19 protein-coding genes and 2 pseudogenes are annotated in these 21,056 nt (G+C 71.3%); 9 read left to right on the forward strand and 12 right to left on the reverse strand.

Going from position 1 to position 21,056, the window contains the following annotated elements; genetic code table 11:
* Nucleotides 1-141: 141 nt before the first annotated feature.
* A pseudogene (locus AC0699_RS18680) lies at nt 142-975 on the reverse strand (lysozyme); the annotation flags it as partial.
* Between the two features lie 205 nt (nt 976-1,180).
* Here AC0699_RS18680 and AC0699_RS18685 point away from each other — a divergent pair.
* Nucleotides 1,181-1,672 carry a MarR family winged helix-turn-helix transcriptional regulator gene (locus AC0699_RS18685; protein WP_453664371.1) on the forward strand — a complete coding sequence of 164 codons (492 nt, stop codon included), beginning with the start codon at nt 1,181-1,183 and terminating at the stop codon, nt 1,670-1,672.
* 129 nt (nt 1,673-1,801) lie between these two features.
* Here AC0699_RS18685 and AC0699_RS18690 read toward each other — a convergent pair whose 3' ends face one another.
* The gene (locus AC0699_RS18690; RefSeq protein WP_478661306.1) at nt 1,802-2,584 is read right to left on the reverse strand and encodes a protein phosphatase 2C domain-containing protein; all 783 of its coding nucleotides are present in this window, start codon (nt 2,582-2,584) and stop codon (nt 1,802-1,804) included.
* A 359-nt stretch (nt 2,585-2,943) separates the two neighbouring features.
* Between AC0699_RS18690 and AC0699_RS18695 the strand changes: the two genes are divergently transcribed.
* From AC0699_RS18695 to AC0699_RS18715, 5 genes are read left to right on the forward strand one after another with little or no spacing between them, the layout of a single operon-like run.
* Nucleotides 2,944-6,039 (forward strand): sensor histidine kinase, encoded by a 3,096-nt coding sequence (locus AC0699_RS18695; RefSeq protein ID WP_478661307.1) that lies wholly within the window; start codon nt 2,944-2,946, stop codon nt 6,037-6,039.
* On the forward strand, nt 6,036-6,518 hold the full coding sequence (locus tag AC0699_RS18700) for a roadblock/LC7 domain-containing protein (protein WP_478661310.1): 483 nt from the start codon (nt 6,036-6,038) through the stop codon (nt 6,516-6,518). The genes AC0699_RS18695 and AC0699_RS18700 overlap by 4 nt, the downstream gene beginning before the upstream one ends.
* Nucleotides 6,515-6,928: a DUF742 domain-containing protein gene (locus tag AC0699_RS18705; RefSeq protein ID WP_478661312.1), complete on the forward strand. Its 414-nt coding sequence runs from the start codon at nt 6,515-6,517 to the stop codon at nt 6,926-6,928. Before AC0699_RS18700 ends, AC0699_RS18705 begins: the two co-directional genes overlap by 4 nt.
* Entirely contained in the window at nt 6,909-7,532 is a 624-nt protein-coding gene (locus tag AC0699_RS18710; RefSeq protein ID WP_478661314.1) for a GTP-binding protein, read from the forward strand. Before AC0699_RS18705 ends, AC0699_RS18710 begins: the two co-directional genes overlap by 20 nt.
* A 47-nt stretch (nt 7,533-7,579) precedes the next feature.
* A complete protein-coding gene (locus AC0699_RS18715; protein ID WP_478661317.1) occupies nt 7,580-8,824 on the forward strand; it encodes a styrene monooxygenase/indole monooxygenase family protein in 1,245 nt (414 codons plus the stop codon).
* A gap of 327 nt (nt 8,825-9,151) precedes the next feature.
* Here AC0699_RS18715 and AC0699_RS18720 read toward each other — a convergent pair whose 3' ends face one another.
* The 8 genes and pseudogenes from AC0699_RS18720 to AC0699_RS18755 form a co-directional block, all read right to left on the reverse strand.
* Nucleotides 9,152-9,415, reverse strand: a complete 264-nt coding sequence (locus AC0699_RS18720; RefSeq protein ID WP_478661320.1) for a hypothetical protein — start codon at nt 9,413-9,415, stop codon at nt 9,152-9,154.
* Nucleotides 9,416-9,601: 186 nt separating this feature from the next.
* On the reverse strand, nt 9,602-10,501 hold the full coding sequence (locus tag AC0699_RS18725) for a neutral zinc metallopeptidase (RefSeq protein WP_478661323.1): 900 nt from the start codon (nt 10,499-10,501) through the stop codon (nt 9,602-9,604).
* 80 nt (nt 10,502-10,581) lie between these two features.
* A complete protein-coding gene (locus AC0699_RS18730; RefSeq protein WP_478661325.1) occupies nt 10,582-11,298 on the reverse strand; it encodes a coiled-coil domain-containing protein in 717 nt (238 codons plus the stop codon).
* A 133-nt stretch (nt 11,299-11,431) separates the two neighbouring features.
* Nucleotides 11,432-14,227: an outer membrane protein assembly factor BamB family protein gene (locus AC0699_RS18735; RefSeq protein ID WP_478661326.1), complete on the reverse strand. Its 2,796-nt coding sequence runs from the start codon at nt 14,225-14,227 to the stop codon at nt 11,432-11,434.
* A 37-nt stretch (nt 14,228-14,264) separates the two neighbouring features.
* Entirely contained in the window at nt 14,265-14,540 is a 276-nt protein-coding gene (locus AC0699_RS18740; protein ID WP_478661328.1) for a hypothetical protein, read from the reverse strand.
* Nucleotides 14,541-14,566: 26 nt separating this feature from the next.
* Nucleotides 14,567-15,310: a TetR/AcrR family transcriptional regulator gene (locus AC0699_RS18745; protein WP_478661330.1), complete on the reverse strand. Its 744-nt coding sequence runs from the start codon at nt 15,308-15,310 to the stop codon at nt 14,567-14,569.
* Nucleotides 15,311-15,405: 95 nt separating this feature from the next.
* Nucleotides 15,406-15,561, reverse strand: a pseudogene (locus AC0699_RS18750) (LLM class flavin-dependent oxidoreductase); the annotation flags it as partial.
* Between the two features lie 166 nt (nt 15,562-15,727).
* The gene (locus AC0699_RS18755) at nt 15,728-16,099 is read right to left on the reverse strand and encodes a winged helix-turn-helix transcriptional regulator (RefSeq protein WP_478661332.1); all 372 of its coding nucleotides are present in this window, start codon (nt 16,097-16,099) and stop codon (nt 15,728-15,730) included.
* A gap of 91 nt (nt 16,100-16,190) precedes the next feature.
* Between AC0699_RS18755 and AC0699_RS18760 the strand changes: the two genes are divergently transcribed.
* Complete coding sequence (locus tag AC0699_RS18760; RefSeq protein WP_478661335.1) at nt 16,191-17,030, forward strand: SDR family oxidoreductase; 840 nt, start codon at nt 16,191-16,193, stop codon at nt 17,028-17,030.
* 485 nt (nt 17,031-17,515) lie between these two features.
* Here AC0699_RS18760 and AC0699_RS18765 read toward each other — a convergent pair whose 3' ends face one another.
* Nucleotides 17,516-18,451 (reverse strand): AurF N-oxygenase family protein, encoded by a 936-nt coding sequence (locus tag AC0699_RS18765; protein WP_478661337.1) that lies wholly within the window; start codon nt 18,449-18,451, stop codon nt 17,516-17,518.
* Between the two features lie 131 nt (nt 18,452-18,582).
* Between AC0699_RS18765 and AC0699_RS18770 the strand changes: the two genes are divergently transcribed.
* On the forward strand, nt 18,583-19,689 hold the full coding sequence (locus AC0699_RS18770; protein WP_478661341.1) for a ferritin-like domain-containing protein: 1,107 nt from the start codon (nt 18,583-18,585) through the stop codon (nt 19,687-19,689).
* A 110-nt stretch (nt 19,690-19,799) separates the two neighbouring features.
* The gene (locus tag AC0699_RS18775) at nt 19,800-20,408 is read left to right on the forward strand and encodes a Uma2 family endonuclease (protein ID WP_478661343.1); all 609 of its coding nucleotides are present in this window, start codon (nt 19,800-19,802) and stop codon (nt 20,406-20,408) included.
* A gap of 69 nt (nt 20,409-20,477) precedes the next feature.
* Here AC0699_RS18775 and AC0699_RS18780 read toward each other — a convergent pair whose 3' ends face one another.
* Complete coding sequence (locus AC0699_RS18780) at nt 20,478-20,942, reverse strand: DUF3291 domain-containing protein (RefSeq protein WP_478661346.1); 465 nt, start codon at nt 20,940-20,942, stop codon at nt 20,478-20,480.
* Between the last annotated feature and the right edge of the window lie 114 nt (nt 20,943-21,056).

The raw sequence follows: 21,056 nt of genomic DNA on the forward strand, positions 1-21,056 counted from the left end.
TGAAACCGACGCCACCACAGGCTGCCCCACCCTTTCCCCCCCCCCCCCCCCGCCGCTCCCTTCCCCCCCCCCCCCCGCCCCCCCCGCCCCCCCCCCCCCCCCCCCCCCCCCCCTCGGGTCCCTGTCGTCGTATGTGGGCCAGCCGTTCGCGAGGGCCACCACCCGATCCAGCGCTCCATTGAACTTGTTGTGGTCGCCGACGATCGGGCCCGTCGAGGTGTACTGCCACATCGTGTAGTAGGCCCAGCCCGCAGGGAGCGTGCCCGGGGTGGTGTTGTAGCGGGCGATCCAGAGGGGGTTGGTCGCGGCGAAGCCGCTGTAGTTGCCGGTGCACTCGGTCCACCAGCTCGTCGCCGTGTAGATGACGGCGTCACGGCCGGTACGGGACTTGTAGCGGTTCAGGAAGTCGCGGATCCAGGTGACCATCGCGGACCGGGACTTGCCGTAGCAGGACGCGCCGTACGGGTTCCACTCGATGTCCAGCACGCCCGGCAGGGTCTTGCCGTCGCGGGACCAGCCGCCGCCGTTGTTCACGAAGAAGTCCGCCTGCGCGGTGCCGGTCGTGGTGTCCGGGGTGGCGAAGTGGTACGCGCCACGGATCATGCCGATGTTGTACGAGCCGTTGTACTGCTGCGCGAAGTAGGGGTTCTCGTAGTACGTGCCCTCGGTGGCCTTGACGTAGGCCCACTTCACGCCGCTGCTCCAGAGCGAGGACCAGTTGACGTTGCCCTGGTGGCTGGAGACGTCGACGCCTTCGGTCTGGACGGCGCGGCTGTCGCGCGGCAGACCGCCCTGGCCGTCGTGCGCGACGACGCCCGTGCCCATACGGGCCGAGCCGCGAGCCGGCGCGTCCGCGGCGGAAGCCGCGCCGGGGAGGGTGAGGAGGAGGGCCAGGACCGCGAGCAGGATGCCTGCCACGGTCCAGCGGGTGGTGGCCCGTCCGGGTCTGGTCGTTCCGGATCTGTGCACGGACATTGCGTGCCTCCGAAAGGCCTCGGTGGGGGAAGACCGGCATGGTGTGGACATGCCATAAATGAAGCTAAGGACCGGGAACCCACCGGCGGAAGAGGGGCCGGTCCCTGCCGTTGGTCTACGCCTGCGAAATACTGGGCGAGCTGCGACAACGGCAGCCGCAGAAAGAAACTTTCATCGACGGAGAAAGCGCGCGAGGGGTGCTGACGTGCACGGAAGCGGTACGGGGAGTGAAGCCGACCCGAAGGGTGGGAATGGTGTGGACCACGAGTTCCATGAGTTCCTGGCCCTTGAGCGCGAGTTGGCCGTCTTCCTGCGCCGCGCCCGTGCGTCGTCCGGGGAGATGGCCCGCGAGGTTCACCCGGAGCTGGAGCCCGCCGCGTACGGACTGCTCGTACGGCTGGAGGAGTCGGGCCCGCAGCGCGCGACCGACCTGGCCGCGTACTTCGGCGTCGGCAAGGCGACCATGAGCCGCCAGCTCCACGCGCTGGAGCAGCTCGGCCTCGTCGCCCGGGAGCCCGATCCGGCCGACGGGCGCGCCTCGCTCGTGCGGCTCACCGACGAGGGGCTGGCTCGCTTCCGCAGCGTGCGCAACGCCCGCCGCGACCGGTACGTACGGAAGCTGGCCGACTGGGACCGTGGCGAGGTCGCCGAACTGGCCCGGCTGCTGCACCAGCTCAACATGCGAGCGGAAGGCTGACCGTCGCGGGCTCGCAGGCCGACAGCTCCGCGGAGGCCGACCGTGCGCGGCCACCCGCCCGTGGGCACGGACAATCCGTGGGCGCCGACCTGCGGGCGCCCACTGCAGGCAGCCACCCGCGGCGCGCGGTTACAGCTCCGCGTAGACCGCCGTCGCGTCGTCGTGCGTCTTCCAGCGCAGGCTCCCGCCGCGCGCCGCGTCCGCGTTCTCCAGCGCCCGCACCCGCGCGACGAGCCCGTGCGGCCCCTCCTTGCGCAGCAGACCCATCAGGGCCGCCCAACCGCCCTCCTCGAAGAGGTCGGTCCAGCGGGACGCCCCGTCCGTGAGCGCCGCCATCGCCCGTACCTCCGGGCGCGGGGTGCGTCCCGTCACCGCGCGCTGTGCCACTTCGGGGTCAGCGGCCGCCGTGAAGAAGCCACCCTCCTGGTTGCGCAGGGCATCGGTGGCACTGAGCGAGCGCAGCACCTCGCGCGGGATCCGGTCCAGCCGGTCGTCCAGCACGGCTCGGACGACACCGTCCGGCGACTCCAGCAGCAGCGTCGAATCGGAGAGCACGAGATGCTCGACCGACTCCTCGTCCCACCGCGCGACGACCACCGTTGCCTGAGGCGTGCGCACGTGAGAAAGGTCACAGCTGTCGCGGTGGGCGTCCGCGGTGCGCCGGATGGACAGTGCAAGGATCTCGGCCAGGGGTATATCCCGCCGTGAACCGGACAGTTCGATCAGCGCTCCGCCGAGGCGCGCGGTGAACCACGGCACCCCGTGCTCACAACCGTCGTTCCCCTCGGGAGGGGTCACCCCGTCCAGGACGACCAGGGATCCTCCCTGGCCCGAGGCCGGGAGGGCGACGGAAGCCCAGTCTTCGTCGGGGCGTTCGGGGGCGCCGGGCACGCTGACGAGTTCGAAGCGCATGATCCTCAGTCTGCAGCACCTCGCACGAGTCCTTCACGAAGCCCGCCAGAACCTCAAATTGTTCTGTACCACCCGCGCGACCAGCAGCCTTTCGGGGAATGGCCGACTCCGGCGGGCTGCGGGCGCGCATCCTGCCAAAGCCCGCGCGGAAGGTCCAACCGACGCCCGGCGGGGGCGGGAGACGTACGGGCGAACGAGTTGTTCGCCAACTCCTGAGTGATGTTCACTCGTTCGTGTGGCGGAGCGGCCGATGCGCGTCTCCCTCCCATAAGCGCTGGAATGGTCATAGGCCGTGCCAGGGGTGGGGGCTCTCGTGATGACCGGCCATCACCTCTGCTTCAAGGGTGGACGAGTCAAGAATGCGAGCACCGGTGCAGAAGAAGCGGCCTCGGGGCAAGGGCGGCATGGGCGGTACGGCGTCTTCGGGGTCATCGGCACCTCTTCCGCCCCCGGCGCCCTCAGGGCTTTCCGGCGCAGGGCTTTCCGGACCTTCCGCGCAGTCTGCGCCTCCCGAGCCGGCGGCCGCACTGCCTTCAGCGCCCTCCACGCCTTCGCATGAGGCGCGCGCTGCCTCCGACCCCTCACTCGTCCCCGGCGGACGTCCCGTGCGCGTACGCCGCCGGCTCGTCGCCGGTGTCGCGGCCGTCTCCCTCACCGTCCTCGCCGCGGGCGCCCCGGCGATCCTCATCGCCTCCGACGAGCTGACGGAGTCCCAGCGACTCGTCACCCTCGCCGAACTCAATCTGCAGGCGGTCACCCTCGCCCACTCCCTCGCCGACGAACGCGACGAGGTCACCGCGTACATCGCGGCCGGCCGCGAGGAACAGCAGGGCGAGCAGAAGAACCGCCGCAAGATCTCCGGCAGCCGCAGTGCCCGCGTCGACCGCCAGATCGACGAGATCCGCGGCAACGTCCCGTCCGGCCACGCCGACCTGAGCCGCGACCTCGCCTCCGTGCCGTCCGTCCGGCGCACCGCGCTGACCGGCAAGGGCAACGCCTTGGAGGCGTACAAGGCGTACACCGAGATCATCACCGGGCTGCACGCGCTGGCCGACGAGCTTGCCGAGAAGACCCCGGCCCGCGCCGCCGACGGCACGCGTGGGCCCACCGCCCTCGGTCTCGCCGTCGAGCAGGCCTCCGCCGCCCGCGGGCTGCTGCTCGCCGCGCTCTCCGTACCCGCCCCGGCGAACGACGGCCCGTCCGTCGACCCGGTCACCGGGCTGCCCGTCGAGGCCGAGGACGACGAGAAGGCCGAGGCGGCCCGTAACGTCCTCAGTGCCGCCGCCCAGCAGGCCCGCGTCCGCGAACTCGCCGCGCTCGCCGACTTCGACCAGGCCGCGAGCAGCGAGGCCCGGAGCCGTCTCACCGCCACCGTCACCGGTCCCGACGTCAAGACCGCCGAGGCCTACCTCGCCCGCCTCACCGACCAGCCCGAGCTCTCCGAGAAGGACCGCAAGTCCAACCGCGAGAAGCTCGAGTCCTCGCTCTCCGCCCGGATCGAGCAGATGCGGGGTGTCGAGTCCTCGCTCGCCGCCGCCCAGGTCGAGCGGCTTGAGCAGCTCCGTGACGACGACGTCACCGCACTGGAGCTGCGCATCGCGCTGCTCGGCGGCTGTCTGCTCGTCGCCATCGGCATCTCCGCGGCCGTCGCCCGCACCCTCACCCGCCCGCTCGCCGTGCTGCGCATCGGCGCGGCCCGGCTCGCCGCCGCGCCCGAGGCCGAGGAGCCCATCCGCTTCACGGGCCGCAACGACGAGTTCGCCCAGGTCGTACGGTCCCTGAACACCCTGCACGGCAAGCTGCTCGACCTCGGCACCCGGACGCAGCGGCTGGACGCCGACCGGGGCGAGCTGACCGCCGCCCGCGAGGAGCTGGCCGCACAGCGCGCGGAACTCGAGGAGCGCACCGCCGAGGTCACCGAGCAGCTGGAGAAGCTGCGGCGCACCGTCAGCCACACCTTCGTCAACCTCGCCCTGCGCACCCTCGGCCTCGTCGAGCGCCAGCTCGGCGTCATCGAGAACCTGGAGGAGCGCGAGCAGGACCCGGAGCGGCTCGCCACCCTCTTCAAGCTCGACCACATGGCCACGGTCATGCGCCGCCACAGCGAGAACCTTCTGGTGCTCGCCGGCTCCGAGCACGGGCACGGCCACGCGGGCCCGGTGCCGCTCGTCGACGTCATGCGCGCCGCCGTCAGCGAGATCGAGCGGTACGAGCGTGTCACCATCCAGTCCCTGCCGCCGCACGCCCACATCGCCGGGTTCGCCGCGGACGACCTGAGTCATCTCGTCGCCGAACTGCTGGAGAACGCCACGTCCTTCTCGCCGCCGGACGCGCAGGTCCAGCTCTCGGGCTGGCTGCTGGAGAGCGGCGAGGTGATGCTCTCCGTGCAGGACGAGGGCATCGGGATGACCTCCGCACGGCTGGAGGAGCTGAACGCCAGGCTCGCCGACCCGAACCCCGAGGGCGCCGACACCGACCTCGACGTCGAGGGGGAGGGCCTGGGGCTGCGGGTGACCGCGCTGCTGGCCCGCCGCCACGGCGTACGCGTCCAGCTGCGCGAGCAGAAGCAGGGCGGCGTCGCCGCGGTCGTCGTCCTTCCGCAGGCTCTGCTGCCCACCGGGTCGCCGACCGCGGCCCCGCAGACGTCGCCCGTTCCGGGTGCCGCCCCTACGCAGAACCTGCCGGGCTCGGTCGCGGAGGCCAACTCCAACGCCCTCCCGGGCCGGTCGGCCGCCCGCGACCCGCTGGTGGCGGCGGCGGAGGAGGCGTTCCGACAGGCGGAGGCCGAGCCGCAGCCGGACGCCGATGTCGAGGCCGAGCCGCAGTCGGACGCCGAAGCCGAGGCAGCGCCGGACGCCGAAGCCGAGGCAGCGCCGGACGTCGATGCCGAGGCAGAGCCGGAGCCCGAGGCCGAGGGCGAGGCCCACGAGCCGCAGGACGAGGCGCGCGTGCCGCAGGACGAGGCGCGCGTGCCGCAGGCCCGGCTCGAGGCCCACCCCGAGCCCCGGCCCGAGGCCCAGTCCGAGGCCCAGTCCGAGCTCTCGGCGGCCCCCGCGCCCGCGCCCGCCCCCGAGACCACCCTCCAGGTCCGCCTCCCGCATCCCCCGCCGGAGCCCGACGCCCACGAGCGCAGCGAAGTGGGGGTTCCCTCGGGCCGAAGGCACTGGGGGAGCGTCGCCGACGGAGGCGATGCCGAGGAGCCGGTCACCGACAAGGGGCTGCCCAAGCGCACCCCCAAGGTCGTCGCGCCTGCCGCCGCGCCCAAGGAGCGCGCGTCTTCCATCGACGCCGAGGCGCTGCGCCGCCGGCTCGGCGGCTTCCACCAGGGAGCCAAGGACGGGCGCCGCGACGTCGAGGCGGAGCTGGCCGAGGCCACGCAGACGACGCAGCACATCAAGGAACAGAAGGCACAGAGCGAGGAATCGGGGGACACCGTCGAGGAGGCACGCCATTGACCGCGACCGGCACATTCGGGCTGAGCAGCGAAGCACGTAATCTCCACTGGCTGTTGGGCAACCTCGTGGAGGAGGCACCAGGAGTCCGCTCCGTCGCCGTCGTCTCGTCCGACGGACTCCTGCTGCTGTCGTCGGACCCCGCGCAGAACGCCGTCCCGACCGTCCCGCGGCGGCAGGACGGCCCGCGCGGCTCCAGCGCCGACCTCGCCACCATCGTCTCCGGCATCGCCAGCCTCACCATCGGCGCGGCCAAGCTGATGGACGGCGGCGGCATCAAGCAGACCATGGTCGCGATGGAGGAGGGCAGCGTCTTCGTCATGTCGATCAGCGACGGCTCGCTGCTCGGTGTGCACGCCACCCCCGACTGCGACATGAGCGTCGTCGCGTACCACATGGCGCTCTTCGTCGGCCGCGCCGGACACGTACTCACCCCCGAACTCCGCAGTGAGCTGCGCAAATCGATGGAGAGCACCCAGTGACGTCCGCCGCACAGCCCGCCCCCCGGCTCCCCGTGCGCGGCGAGGGCAAACGCCCCGCCCGGGTCCGGCCGTACTCGCTCACCGGCGGCCGCACCCGCTTCGGTCACGTCCTCCTCGTCGAGACGTTCGTCGCCGCGCTCGAAGCGGCCGACGAGCGCAAGGAGCTGACGAACGGAAACCTGGTCGCCCGTGTCATGCCGGAGATGCGGGCGATCGTCGAGCTCTGCCGCCGTATGCGTACCGTCGCCGAGATCTCGGCGCTGCTGAAGATGCCCCTGGGCGTCGTCCGGGTGCTTCTCAGCGACCTGGCGGACCAGGGAAAGATACGTGTGTACGGAACCGGGCACGGCGACGGCCGGCCCGACCGTGCGCTGCTCGAAAGGGTGCTGAGTGGACTCCGCCGTCTCTGACCTCCCCACCGTCGCGGAGGACGAGAACGTACAGGCCTGGCAGAACGACCGCACCCGCGCACCGATCGCCACCAAGATCGTGGTCGCGGGCGGTTTCGGTGTCGGCAAGACGACCTTCGTCGGGTCGGTCTCCGAGATCACGCCGCTGCAGACCGAGGCACTGATGACCCGGGCGAGCGAGGAGACCGACGATCTCACCGCGACGCCGGGCAAGCTCACCACGACCGTCGCGATGGACTTCGGACGGATCACCCTCGACGACGACCTCGTGCTGTACGTGTTCGGCACACCGGGTCAGCAGCGTTTCTGGTTCATGTGGGACGACCTGGTGCGCGGCGCGATCGGCGCGGTCGTTCTGGCCGACACCCGCCGGCTGAAGGACTGCTTCCCCGCGCTCGACTACTTCGAGAGCTGCGGACTGCCGTACGTCGTCGCCGTCAACCACTTCGAGGGGACCCCGGCCTACGAGGCCGAGGACGTACGGGAGGCCCTCTCCGTTCCGCCGCACGTCCCGGTTGTGATCATGGACGCACGCAAGCGGATCACGGTGATCGAGTCGCTGCTCGCGGTAGTGGGCCATGCGCTCGACGTCACGCCCGAATAGTCCCGAGTCCCGTTCCCCGCAGTCCTGATCAACGAAAGAGACCCGTCATGCGGAAGATCCTCATAGTCGGTGCCGGTCAGTCCGGGCTCCAGCTCGCCCTCGGCCTGCAGTCGCACGGGTACGAAGTCACTCTCATGTCCAACCGCACGGCGGACGAGATCCGGTCCGGCCGTGTCATGTCCACGCAGTGCATGTTCGACACGGCGCTCCAGCACGAGCGCGACCTCCAGATCGACTTCTGGGAGTCCCAGGCCCCGAAGATCGAGGGCCTCGGCGTCTCCGTCGCCGGCCCGGAGTCCCAGCGCGTGATCGACTGGGTCGGCAAGCTCGACGGCTACGCCCAGTCCGTCGACCAGCGCGTCAAGATGGCCGGCTGGATGGAGACCTTCGCGCAGCGCGGCGGCCAGCTCGTCATCCACGGTGCCGCCGTCTCCGACCTGGACTACTTCTCCCGCACGTACGACCTGGTGCTGGTCTCCGCGGGCAAGGGCGAGCTGGTCTCCATGTTCGGCCGTGACGCCTCCCGCTCCCCGTACGCCGAGCCGCAGCGCGCCCTCGCCGTCTCCTACGTCCACGGCCTCGGCCCGCGCCCCGAGCACCCCGACTACGACGCGGTCCGCTGCAACCTGGTGCCGGGCGTCGGCGAGCTCTTCGTCATGCCGACCCTCACCACGTCCGGCCGGGCCGACATCCTCTTCTGGGAGGGCATCCCGGGCGGTCCGCTCGATGTCTTCCAGGGCGTCAAGGACCCGGCCGAGCATCTGTCGCTCACGCTGGAGCTGATGGAGAAGTTCACGCCGTGGGAGTACGCCCGCGCCACGAAGGTCGAGCTGACGGACGTCAACGGCACCCTTGCCGGCCGGTACGCACCGACCGTGCGCAACCCGATCGGCCGGCTCCCGGGCGGCGGTCTCGTTCTCGGTGTCGCGGACGTCGTCGTCGCCAACGACCCGATCACCGGACAGGGCTCCAACTCCGCTTCCAAGTGCGCGGCTTCCTACCTCGCGTCGATCACCGAGCACGGTGACAAGCCGTTCGACGAGGAGTGGATGCAGTCCACCTTCGACCGTTACTGGGACACCGCCCAGCACGTCACCAAGTGGACCAACGCGATGCTCGGCGTCCCGCCGGAGCACGTCCTCAACCTGATCGGCGCGGCGGGCGAGCTCCAGCCGGTCGCCGACCGGTTCGCGAACGGCTTCGACAACCCGGCCGACTTCGAGAACTTCTTCTATGAGCCCGAGAAGACCAACGCTTACCTCGCGGAGGTCGCGGGAGCTGCGCAGGCCTAGGCCGTGTTTGAGAACTCCCGCCTGGCTCGCGACGCCTGGCACGCACTCCCCCGTAGCCCTTCGGGCACGGGAGGTGCCCCCACGCTGCGTTGTCGGAGTCATCCACGTACGTCCAGTACGAGGATGATCCTCCGCCTTGCGATTGCACGCACCAGACGCCTCGAGCCCCGCCCTGCGGGCGGACGGCGCTAGTTCTCAAACACGGCCTGGGGCCTGTCCGGGCGCGGCTCATGGGTAGCGGGGTGCGAGCCCCGCTACCCATGAGCGTCGGTCGACCGCTCGGTGCCACCGTTGCCGGCGTCACTCGCAGAAGACCGCGTTTCAGAATCAGTCGTCGGAATCCTCCCAGCCGGATTCCTCGTCGTCGGAATCGTCGTCGTCGTCGGGATCGTCGTCGTCACCCCACCAGTCGAAATCTTCGAAGCCGAAGTCATCGTCGGTGGAAAATGCGGTGGCGGAATCCGCCACCGTGACTGCACTCTCGGGCTGTGGCAGCGCCGGGGCGGCGAATGCGTTGGAGGACAGCGAGACGGACCCTGCCGCCAGGGCGGTCGCGGCGGTGAGCAGAACAATACGTCGGGTACGGGACATGGGAGTACTCCTCGTGAAAAGGGTGAAATCGCGCCGTCGGGGCTGTTCCCGACGATGCCGGTGGGCCACCGGTTCTGCGTGAACCCGTGTATCCATTGAGCCCCGTCGGGCGAATCCCGTCATGCCGCTGAAATTCGGGACTTGACAGTTTCGACGCCATCGGCTGCGAGATCGGGAGCGCAGCCGCTACGACCACTCGTGAGTGACCCAGTACTGCCGCATGCAGGCCAATGGATGACCGGCGTCGTAGCCCAGTTTGAAAGCACTGGTGCGTTCGTCCGCGGTCCCGTGAGGACGCTCGGGGCCCGGTACCAGGTCACCCGCATCGGCCAGGGCCTCGACGGCCTGCCGGATGTTGGCGGGGGTCACGTCACCCTGCCGGTATGCGGACCTGACCCAGGTGCCGGCGAAGCAGTCGGCGAGCAGCTCGCTCTCCTTCACCCGGACGGTGTCGCCGTCCTCCAGCACCGGCTCGTCGTCCTTCATCGCCACGATGTCCGGCAGGCCTGCCTTTTCCATGAGCTCCTGCTGGATGTCGTGGCCGTACTCGTGCGCCGCGATGACGGCGATCGCGAATTTGCTCGTGCTGTCCTTCACGAGGGTCGTCGGCGGAAAGTAGACGGCGCCCGTGTGGGTGTTTCCCTCGGCATCCGTTCTGACGTCCAGAGGGCAGTAGAAGGCGCCCTGTGGCGTGTCGTGCACGACCGGTGTGTCCAGGCATTCCGTGGTGATGCTGTCCCCGGGGAGCGGGGTGTAGTACACGACGGACGGCTTTTCCATGTCATTGGCCCGGAAGTAGCCCGTCCAGTAGGTATGGATGTCGTCCAGAACGGCCCTGAGATACATGGCGAGCCCTTGAGCCGTCCGGGGGTCCACGCCGGAGTTCTCCCACTGCGTACTGCCCTCGCCGGGCTCCGGCCGGTACTGCCCGAGCCGCTCCTCCATATCTCCGGACGCTGTGGGGCCCGGGTCGGTGGGCGTCGGCGGGGGCTCGCCTGCCACGCTCCCGCCCGCGCCCGTGGAGACGAGGACCAGCGCCGCGGCCAGCGCTGTGAGCGAAGCCGTCAGCCGACCGGGTTGTCGCATCACCAGCTCCCGAGCACTCTGCGCACCCTCTATCACCTTGCGCCCGCCCCTGCACCCCGGCAAACGCAGGACAGCCCTGCTTACGGCGTGCCGATCCGGCGCTCCAGCGCGCCGAGTGCGGCCAGCTCCTGGGCGGAGAGCGAGGCCAGCATCGCCTCGACCTCCTTCAGCCGGGCCTCCATCGTGTCGCGCCGCTCGCGCCGCTTCTCGGTCAGCGCCTGCTGGAGGTCGAGCGCCTTGCGGGAACGCGTAGCCAGCGCGTTCGCGTACTGCGCAGTGCTCTCCAGCCGGGCGATCGTCGCCCGCTTGCTGCTGGCCGCACGCTCCATCAGATGGCTTTGGTCCAGGGCGCGCTGAGGGTCGCGAGCCAGCAGGAGGTGGAGATACACCGACAGTTCGGAGCTGCCCTGGTACTGCCGGCTGGCCAGCAGTCCGGCGTCACCACGGCTGCGGGCGACGGCGACGCGGGCTCTGGCCAGATCGGTGTTGAGCCGCCGCGTCTCGGCGGTCTGTGCCGTGAGCTGCTCCTCGGTCGCGTCGTACGCCTCGCCCGCCTCCTCCACCTGCCGGTACAGCTCCTGGAGCTCGGTGAGGAGCTGGGCGATGCCCTCCGGAGCCGCCGCGTCGGGCGCGGACGCTTCGGGCCCCCTGGGCCCCCCGGGCGCCCCGGGCGTCGCGTGCGCCGTCGTCGACGGAGGGCCGGGGGGCCGGGCGGCCGCCGGTGTGGTCGCGAGTGCCATTGCCAGCGCCGTCGCCAGCGCGGCCGTACGGACGGACCGAAGCACTGTGCCCGACATGCGATCACCTCCGGTGGGTTCCACAGGAGATGATGCGGCCATACCCGTATGACGACCGCACGAGTGGCCGAACCGGCCCAACGCGGTCACCCGCGACGGGCCGACCGGACCCTTGCCCGGCGTGGCGGCCTTGCTATCGGCCGGCCGGCAGCGCGTAGAAGGTTCGGTCGCGCCACACCACGGCGGTGCCCCCGGCCACCACCCCCCGGTAGCCGGAGGCGGGTGCGCGGCCACCCGCGTCCTGGAACTTCCACAGCCGACTGCCGTCCGCCGCGGCGAAGGCCGTGACCTGTGTGGACTCCAGGACCAGCGCGGTACGCCCGCCCGTGGGGAGCAGTACACGCGGCCGTCCGTCGCCGCCGGCCTCCGTGGACTGCGTCCAGCGGGTGGCGCCCGTCGCCGCGTCCAGCGCGAGGAGCTGATGCCCGGCGGTCGGGACGTAGAGCGTGTCGTCCTGGACCACGCCTTCGCCGGACGCGCCGGCAGCCCGCCACAGATGCTTGCCGCTGCCCGTGTCGTACGCGTGGAGAGCGTCGTCCGCCGCCGCGTACAGCCGCCCCAAGGGATCGCCGGACACGGAGGCGCCCTGGTGGACGGCGCCGAAGTACTTGCCCCAGCGGCGGCTGCCGGTGGTCCGGTCGTACAGGGCGAACAGCGACCTGCCCTTGTTCACCTTCTGCTGCTGCGGGGTGAGCGAGTCGCTGTCCTGCCGTACGAGGATCCCGTCGGGGCGGACGGCGATGCCCTGGTAGCGCGGGACGGCGTTCCTGCCGCGGCCGTTCGGGACCTGGGCACGCCACAGCTCCTTGCGCGCGACGACGTCGTACGCGAAGAGGTACGTCCGGGAGCCCGCGGTCCCGGTGAACCAGACGAACGGGCCCTCGGCGGCGGCCACGGCGCTGACGTGGGCCGGGGCGGGCACGCGGTGCCGGACCGTGCCGTCCTGCGGGGAGAGCCACACGAAGTGCGTGGCGCCGATGACGAACAGGCTGTCACCCGCGACGACGGGACGGTGCGCGGCCGCGGCGGCGGGCTGCGTCCACAGCCGGCGGCCGGTGCGCAGATCGACCCCGGTGCTCTGCCGGGCGTCGGTCACGACGAACACGCGGTCGCGCCATGCTGCCGCCTGCAGCGACCCGGCGGTGGGGTGCCGGTACGCCCACAGGGGCCTGGGAGGCACTCCGGGCACCGGCTTCGCCGCGGGCACCGGTCCGGCGGCGGCCGGTGCCGCGGCCTCTCCGTCCCCGCCACCCAGGGCCAGGCCCAGCCCACCGCCGACCACCAGCCCGACGGCCCCGGCCACGGCCCCGACCACCACGGCCCGCCGCTCGGCCCCGGCCTTGGCGGCGAGCACGGAGGCGGTGAGGGCGGATTTGGGGGCGGCGGGGTGCGCCTCGTTGCCCGGCGGGGCGCTGTCCGGCTGCCTCACCCAGCCGGCGAGACCGGGCGCACCCGCTCCCGGGGCCGCCACACCGGCCTCCGCGGCAGGCCGGGCCCTCGGGACACCCAGGGGCGCGGTGACCCTGTCGGCGGCGCGCGCGCCGACGGCACCGAGCGCCAGGGTGCTTCGGCCACTCCCCGCGCCGGGCGGCAGCGCCGGCGCGCCGACAGCATCGGCGGGAGCCGCGGTGCCGGCGGCCGGGGCGTCCTGGGGCTGCGTATCCCCGGTCTGTGCCGGCGGCCGCGGCTCGGCGGGCCCGCTTTCGGTCTGCGCGCTCTCGCCGTGCGGTGCGCCGTCGGCGGGTGGGAAGTGTTCGGGTGCGGGTGTTTCGACGGTGCTGGTGGGCCCTGTGTCCTCGGTGGGCGTGCCTTCGGTCTGCTTGCCCTCGGCGCGCGGTGCGCCGTCGGCGGGTGGGAAGTGTTCGGGTGCGGGTGTTTCGATGGCAGTGGCGGGCCCTGTGTCCTCGGCGGGCGAGCCGTTGTCCAGCTCGCTCTCACCGTGCGCCTGCGCGAAGGCGCGGCCGGCGGGTGCGGCTTCGCTGCCCGGCGCGGGCGTCCCGCCGGCAGACGCGTCCTGGCCGGGCGGCCCCAGATGGGAGGACACCGCGGCCGCCTGGTCCGCCAGGGCCGTCAGCAGCGGCTCCGGAAGCCACCCGTCCTTGGCCAGGGCCGCCGCTCCCTCCAGGGCCAGGGTGGCCGCGGCGCTGCCGGCCGTCGGGCGTGCCGCCGGGGACTTGGCCAGGCAGGAGGCCACGAGGTCGCGCAACCCCTCGGGGACGGCGTCGAGTTCGGGCTCCGCGTCGGCGATGGCCGTGCCGCCGGCGAGCGGAGTCGCACCCGTCGCCGCGTACGCCAGCAGCAGGCCGAGGACGAAGATGTCGGACGCCGTGCCGGGCTTCTCGCCCGCGAGCTGTTCCGGAGTGAGGTAGCCGAGGCGTACGGACAGCTGTCCGCCGGGGCCCGCTTCGGCGTGGGCGGCCGCGCCCAGGGCGCCGAAGGCCGCGAGCCGGGGGCCGTCCGCCGCCAGCAGGACGGTCTGCGGGGCGAGGCCGTGGAGCACGGTGCCGGTGGCGTGGACCCGCGAGAGCGTCTCGGCGAGGCCCGCGCCCAGGGTGCGTACCGCGTGCTCCGGGAGCGGGCCCGCGAGCGCGATCGCCTCGCCGAGCGTGATCGCCGGGACGTACGAGGCGGCCGTCCACAACTGTGGCCCGTCCCCGCCGGTGGCGACGGGTGCGAGGACCCAGCCGCCGCTCAGCCGATCCGCGGTACGGGCCTCCGCCTCGAAGCGGTGCCGGAACGCGGACAGCCCGGCGAGCCCGGGCCGGGCGAGGGAGACGACGACGGTGGCGCCGTCGGTCCCGGACCGCGCGAGGTACTGGACGGTGCTCGCGGTCTCCCGGAAGCGCGACAGCGTGTCGTACGGGCCGATGCGCGGTGGATCGCCGTCCTGCAACGGCTGCGGCGACTCCAACGGCTGCATCGGCTGCATCGGCGAGCTCCCCCCTGGCGGTGCGGTGGGCTTGATCCTATTCGGCCCGCTTCGGCTTGGACCAGGGCCAGTTGAGCGTGCGGCGCTCCCGGCCGCCCGGAGCGTACTCGTACTTCCAGCCGCGCGGCAGCCCGAGCCGCTTGGTGTGGCCGGAGGGGACGCGGCGGTACGCGTACACGGTGGGTTGCCCGCCGTCGTCGTCGGGCACCGGCACCTCGTACCAGAGCGGAGGGTTGCCGGTGGGGCCGACGAGCACGGGCAGTACCCGCCCGTCCAGGGGCCCGCCGACGAAAGGGGTGTTCTCGCTTCTCACCCGCCCAGTCTCGCTCAGGCCCGCGGTCACGTCTCTTCGCGCAGCAGGTGGTCCGCGTCTTCCAGGACGGGGATCACCCGGCGGGCCAGCGTCCCGACGGGCCCCGACGGACCCTCCATCGCCAGCAGCGCCCTGACGACGCCCGCCGTCTCCTCGTCGGTCGCGGCCGTCGCCGCCAGCAGGCCGACGAGATGGTCGACGAGCCAGTCCCGCAGCTCCCCGACCGGTGGGCGCTTCTCCTCGTCGAGCCAGATCAGCGAAGCCGCCTCGACCGCGGCGATCCAGGTGCGGACCATCATCCGCAGCCGGGGCCCCGGTTCCGGGACACCGAGGTGGACGAGGATCTGCTCGGCGGCGGCGCGGCGAACCTCGTCGACGATCGCGCCGGTACGGGATGTCTCGGCGACGCTGCCGCCCTGGAGAAGGGCGCTGAACCCGGCGTCGTGTTCGTCGACGAAGACGAGATAGCGGTCCAGGACCCGGCCGAGGCGTTCGGTGGGAGGGCCGGCGGAGGGCTCGGCGAAGCAGAGCACGAGCGCGTCCGCGGAGCTGCGCAGGGCGGCCTCGTACAACTGCTGCTTGCCGCCGGGGAAGTACCGGTACACGAGCGGCCGCGAGACTCCGGCGGCCTCGGCGACGTCGTCGAGCGACACCTCTTCGGGCGCCCGGTGCGCGAACAGCGTCAGGGCGGCGCGCAGGAGCTGGCTGCGCCGCTCCTCGACGCTGAGGCGCCGGTACGCGCGATTCGCGGCGGGAGCACTCGGGGTCATACCCGCAGCGTAACCGCCGCCCCCGCGCGCCCCATCGCGGAATACCGCCCTCCGCCCCGGGGTCGGGGTGCGGTCGGCCCCGGCACGGATGCGGACTCGCGGTGCGCAGCGGGGTGGCCGGGGCGTGAGCCGGCGCCGGTACCGAAGTCGAGGCGTCCGCCGGAAACGGTGTCGACGGTCGCGGCGATCCTGGCGAGCAGCGCCGGCGGCCGGAAGCGGTTGCTGGTGACGAGCATGCCCAGGCGCAGGCGCAGGCGCAGGCGTCGGCGTCGGGTGTGGGGCGGGGGTTGCGTCATGTGACGTTGAGTTCCTTTCCCTGCCGGGTGGCGCTCACGTGCGGAAGGGCGGACCGGTCGTGTCGGCGGTCCCCGGGCCCCGGCTGCCCGGAGACGGCGGCTGTCCGGAGACGGCGCGTGCCTATCCCGCCTTGCGCGGCGCCAGTCGCCGTGTGATCCGGTCGAACAGCTCCTCCAGCGGCTCGCCGACCTCCCGACCGAACTCGGTGAGCCCGTACGTGACCTGGGGCGGCGCCGTCGGCTGGACCGCCCGCCAGACCAGGCCGTCCTGGACCAGCGCGCGCAGGGTCTGGGCGAGCATCTTCTCGCTGATGCCCTGGATGCTCTCGCGCAGCTCGTAGAACCGGAGGTCGTTGCTCCGCAACGAGATCAACACCCAGACGCCCCACCTGCTGGTCACATGGTCGACCACATCGCGCGCGGGGCAGTCGGTGTGAAACACCTCATACGTCTTCCCCGTCTCGGCCTGTATGAGCTGCGCGCCTCCCGTCATGTGAGGAGCTTACCTCAAGGTATGTCCTTATCAAAAGTTAGCCCGGCTCCTAGCGTGAAGGTCACACAGGACACCGGACAAGGAGCTGATCATGATCGTGGTGACCGGGGCTACCGGCAATGTGGGACGGCCGTTGACGCGGGCGCTGGCCGAGGCGGGCCAGCAGGTGACGGCGGTGTCACGACACGCGGCGGCGGTGCCGGACGGCGTCCGCCATGTGGCGGCCGACCTGGCCGAGCCGGCCGGCCTCCAGCCCGTGCTGGCCGGGGCGAAGGCGCTGTTCGTGCTGCTGTCCGGCGACATGCACGCCGCCGGAGCCGGCCCGGCCGGCATCATCGGCGAAGCCGCAGTCAGCGGGGTCCGCCGGGTCGTCCTGCTCTCCTCGCAGGGCGTGGCGACCAGGCCCTTCGGCCCGACGCGGATCGCGATGCGCGCGGTGGAGGACGTGCTGCGGGCGTCCGGCCTGGAGTGGGCCATCCTGCGGCCGGGCGGCTTCGCCTCCAACGCCCTGTGGTGGGCCGAGTCCGTCCGCGCGCGGCGCGTCGTCGCCGCGCCCTTCGGTGACGTCGGGGTGCCGATCATCGACCCGGCGGACATCGCCGAGGTCGCGGCGGCCTGCCTGCTGAATGACCGACACACCGGCGGCGTGTACGAGCTGACCGGCCCGGAGGTGATCACGCCGCACCAGCAGGCGGAGGCCATCGCCGCCGCGCTGGGCTCGCCAGTACGGTTCAACGACCTCACCCGCGACGAGGCCAAGGCCGCCATGGCCCGAAGCATGCCGGTCGAACTCGCCGAGGACACCCTGGACATCCTCGGTTCCCCGAGCCCGGCCGAGCTGCGCATCAGCCCGGACGTCCAGCGGGTCCTCGGCCGTGCCCCGCGCCCGTTCGCCGACTGGGCCGCCCGCAACATCGCCGCGTTCCGCTGAGACTGGTCAGCGCCGCCGGAACCGCTCGGCGTGCTCGGCGATCCACTGCCGATGGTCGAGGAGCCTGGTCCGAAGCCGACGTCGGCGCTGTGGCCCGGGACTGACACTCCGGACAACCAGCTTCGTGCGCTACTCGTTCGGCAGGCTGACGACGGCGCGAACGATGTCGTGGCCGAGCTGCTGACGCAGGCCCGGCACGGAAGGAACCGCGAGTGATCCCGATGCCGCCGCACCGTACGGAGGGCCGGGCGTCCCGGGCGCCGCCGAACCGGCGAGACAGGGCCGTCGCAGCCTCAGGCAGGGTCGCTGGTCCAGATATCCGTATGCGCCTGACTGCCGATGAAGGGGCTGCGTCGGCTCGTGACATGCAACATCGTGCGGTCGTGTTCGCTGCCGCCCTGCTCCTCGGTGAAGAGCGGCGGGAAAGCTGGAACACCCGATCTCGTCCGTGGGACGGGGCGGTCCCAGGGTTCCTGTGCGCCTGCTCAGGCCAGCAGCCCCGAGCTCTTCCACAGCCTGCGGCCCGCCCCGCGCAGCACACCGATCTCGTCCAGGAAGTCCGTGAGTCGCTTCGCGCCCGTCTGCATCACCTCGCGGCGGTGGCCGCTCGCCTTGACCTGGGCCACGGCCTGCCGCCGGTCCAGGCCGACGTTCTCGTACACCTGGGGGTTGATGAAGCAGACGGAGAAGACCCGCGCCGCCTGGCCGCAGCTGATCCGGGTGAACTCCTGCTCCCAGCGGGGCGCGGTCACCATCTGGCGGCGCAGTTCCTCGCGGGCGTACCGCACATGCCGCGCCTCCTCCACCACATGGATCCGTGTCACGCCCCGCACCAGGGTCTGGACGCGCTCGTCCGGGAAGGTCAGCCGCTGCATCCAGTCGAGGATCTCCTCGCCGAGCAGCGTCGCCGCGAAGGAACCGGGCGTCGTGGAGACGGTCTTCAGGACGCGCGCCAGGTTGTGGTAGACCCGCGGCACGGGATACGCGGGGGCGCCGCCCTTCTGGATCATCTTCGCGAACATCATCGAATGCCGGCACTCGTCCGCTATCTCGGTGAGCGCGTACCGCACATGATTGCTGGTCACCGACTTGTCGTAGATGTGCCGCACCAGCAGCTGCATGAGGATGATCTCGAACCAGATGCCGAGCGAGGCGAGTGACGCCGCCTCGTGCCGCGCCAGGTCCATCCGCTGCTCCTCGGACATCCTCTTCCACAGCGGGGTGTCGTACAGGGACACCAGCTCCGGCGGCCAGAACCATTTGCCGTCCTCGATCGGGGCCTCCCAGTCGAGCTCCTTGTCGGGGTCGAAGGAGTGCTTCGCGGAGGACTCGAGCAGGCGGGCGGCGACCTGTTCGCGGTCCCGCAGCGGGCCGAGGGCGTCGCGGAGGGCGGTGAGATCGCGTGGTGGCACAGTCGTCATGGTCCTTATGAGACTGCGCGTCAGTAACGCCGTCAATCCCTTGCGCGGGACTTGTTGACTGAGCGTCTACCAACGTGTGAGCCTGCCAAGGGACGTCAGACGGACCGTCAGCTGAGGCGAAGGAGCCGTTCGTGCCGACACGTGACCTCTACACCCACACCCCCGACGACCCCATCTGGTCCGTCCCGGCCTCCGGAGCCGCTCGCTTCAGCTGGGAGTACGACGACGGCCGCGACCGCCTCCTCGCCCTCTACCAGAAGGGCAAGGACAAGCAGTGGGACGGCGCCAAGCGGATCGACTGGGACCTGGAGGTGGACCCGTACGACCCGCTCGGCACCCCCGACGAAGCCCTCAGCCTCTACGGCACCCGCCACTGGTCGAAGATGACCGAGAAGGACAAGGGCGAGCTGCGCCGGCACTACTCCGCCTGGCAGTTCAGCCAGTTCCTCCACGGCGAGCAGGGCGCCATGGTGTGCGCGGCGCGGATCGTCGAATCCGTGCCCGATCTCGACGCGAAGTTCTACTCCGCCACCCAGACCATGGACGAGGCCCGGCACGCCGAGATCTACGGGCGCTTCCTGCACGAGAAGATCGGCATGCTCTACCCGATCAACGACAACCTCCAGGGTCTGCTCGGCGACACCCTGCGCGACTCCCGCTGGGACATGCCGTACCTCGGCATGCAGGTGCTCATCGAGGGCCTCGCTCTCGCCGCCTTCGGCATGATCCGCGACACGACCGATAAGCCGCTGCCCAAGCAGATCCTGGCGTACGTCATGCAGGACGAGGCCCGGCACGTCGCCTTCGGACGGATGGCGCTGCGCGACTACTACAAGCAGCTCACGGTCGCGGAGCTGCGCGAGCGCGAGGAATTCGTCATCGAGGGCTGCTACCTGATGCGCGACCGCATCCGGGGCCTGGAGGTGCTGGAGGACTTCGGTATCCCGCGCAAGGAGGCGGAGGAGTACACCGAGCAGTCCGAATTCCTCCACCTCTTCAGGAAGCTGCTCTTCAGCCGGATCGTGCCGTGCGTGAAGGACATCGGCCTGTGGGGCGAGCGGCTGCAGAAGGCGTACGTCGACATGGGCGTCTTCGAGCTCGGCGACTCCAACCTCGACCTGCTGATGACCCAGGACGAGGAGCTCGCGGAACAGTTGGACCGGGAGCGCTTCGCGGCCGAGGAGGCGGAGCGGGTGGCCGAGGTGGAGGAGGCGATTGAGGCAGGCGGGGCGGCCTGAGTTGCTCCGGGGCCTTGCCTCGACCACTGATCACCCGTTCGGAGGACGATCTCCGGTTCCGGCTGGGTACGCTGGTGGTACCAGGCAGACTCCGTCGCATGGGAGCAACCATGAGCGCCGCACGCGAGTACGGGCTGGACGAGGACTATGAGTGGGCCCGTCCGCCGGGTGGCGGGTGGACGGCGGACGACCTCGACGGGCTTCCGAATCTTCCTCCGCATACGGAGCTGATCGACGGGAGCCTCGTTCTCGTGAGTCCGCAGACTGTCTTTCACATGCGTACCGTCCGTCTGCTGGACTCGTCCCTGTTCGACCAGGCACCTGACGAGTTCGATGTGTACCGTGAGTTCACCGTCACGCTCGGCGACCGCAACCGCCTGGAGCCGGACGTCCTGGTGACCCGTGCTGATGCCGACACCGGCCCCAAGCGGACCCGGCTCCTGCCCGAGGACGTCATCCTGGCCGTCGAGGTCGTTTCCGAGGAATCCGTGGAACGTGACCGGGACGTGAAGCCTCGCAAATACGCGCAGGCAGACATCCGGCACTTCTGGCGCGTGGAGGAGAACGACGGCCTTCCTGTCGTGTACGTCTACGAACTCGATCCCGCAACCCTGTCGTACGGCTTGACCGGCATCCACCACAATCAGCTCAAGCTCGACCGTCCCTTCCCCATCGAGATCGACCTGACCGCGATCAACCGGCGGAAGCCCCGCGCCTGACCGGCCGAGGGTCGGCATGCCTGCCGGCCCGGACCGGCCGAGGCAGCCGCCCCTCGAAGCCGAGGCGCCTCACTCGGAGCCCGGCGGGAATGTCGTGCGCAGCGTGAACGCGTGCGGTGTCGGGCCGTGCTCCCGCAGATGGAGGAGGCGCTTCTCGGCCTCCTCCACGGTCGGGCGGTGGCCCGCCTCCACCCACCACATCGTGGTCATCGCCTCTTCCACCCGCTGGAACCACTCGTAGCGGCGCGACAGCAGTTCGCGGTGTTGTCCCTGGTACATGAAGGCGGTCAGCGCATGGGTGTCGCGCCATACCGACATGTTGACGATCAGCCACTCGTCGCCGAAGACGGGCACGTCCGTCGCGTTGCCGGAACCGCTCTGGAGCCGCCAGATGAAGCCGTCGGCCTCGTCGGCAACGGCGTTCACCGGGTCGAGGGCGTCGACGAAGTCCTTCAACTCGGGGGAGTCCAGCGGGAATGTGAGCCGTGCGATGTTCACCTGGGCCAGCTCGTAGGGCGGTTGCTCAGTCGTCATGGCCGCACGATAAGCGGCCGCAGCCCGGCCGTCCGCCCCGTTCCGAGGACCGAGACCGACCGCACCCCGCCTCCGCACTCGCCTCCGCACTCGCATCGCATCCGCGCTCGCATC

The organism is Streptomyces sp. NPDC043870 (assembly GCF_056435785.1).

Coding starts and splice junctions, on each gene's coding strand:
- AC0699_RS18720 (WP_478661320.1), bottom strand. CDS start 9,415: ATGTCCCGTACCCGACGTATTGTTCTGCTCACCGCCGCGACCGCCCTG.
- AC0699_RS18730 (WP_478661325.1), bottom strand. CDS start 11,298: ATGTCGGGCACAGTGCTTCGGTCCGTCCGTACGGCCGCGCTGGCGACG.
- AC0699_RS18780 (WP_478661346.1), bottom strand. CDS start 20,942: ATGACGACTGAGCAACCGCCCTACGAGCTGGCCCAGGTGAACATCGCA.
- AC0699_RS18745 (WP_478661330.1), bottom strand. CDS start 15,310: ATGACCCCGAGTGCTCCCGCCGCGAATCGCGCGTACCGGCGCCTCAGC.
- AC0699_RS18765 (WP_478661337.1), bottom strand. CDS start 18,451: ATGACGACTGTGCCACCACGCGATCTCACCGCCCTCCGCGACGCCCTC.
- AC0699_RS18695 (WP_478661307.1), top strand. CDS start 2,944: ATGCGAGCACCGGTGCAGAAGAAGCGGCCTCGGGGCAAGGGCGGCATG.
- AC0699_RS18755 (WP_478661332.1), bottom strand. CDS start 16,099: ATGACGGGAGGCGCGCAGCTCATACAGGCCGAGACGGGGAAGACGTAT.
- AC0699_RS18715 (WP_478661317.1), top strand. CDS start 7,580: ATGCGGAAGATCCTCATAGTCGGTGCCGGTCAGTCCGGGCTCCAGCTC.
- AC0699_RS18690 (WP_478661306.1), bottom strand. CDS start 2,584: ATGCGCTTCGAACTCGTCAGCGTGCCCGGCGCCCCCGAACGCCCCGAC.
- AC0699_RS18760 (WP_478661335.1), top strand. CDS start 16,191: ATGATCGTGGTGACCGGGGCTACCGGCAATGTGGGACGGCCGTTGACG.
- AC0699_RS18735 (WP_478661326.1), bottom strand. CDS start 14,227: ATGCAGCCGATGCAGCCGTTGGAGTCGCCGCAGCCGTTGCAGGACGGC.
- AC0699_RS18775 (WP_478661343.1), top strand. CDS start 19,800: ATGAGCGCCGCACGCGAGTACGGGCTGGACGAGGACTATGAGTGGGCC.
- AC0699_RS18725 (WP_478661323.1), bottom strand. CDS start 10,501: ATGCGACAACCCGGTCGGCTGACGGCTTCGCTCACAGCGCTGGCCGCG.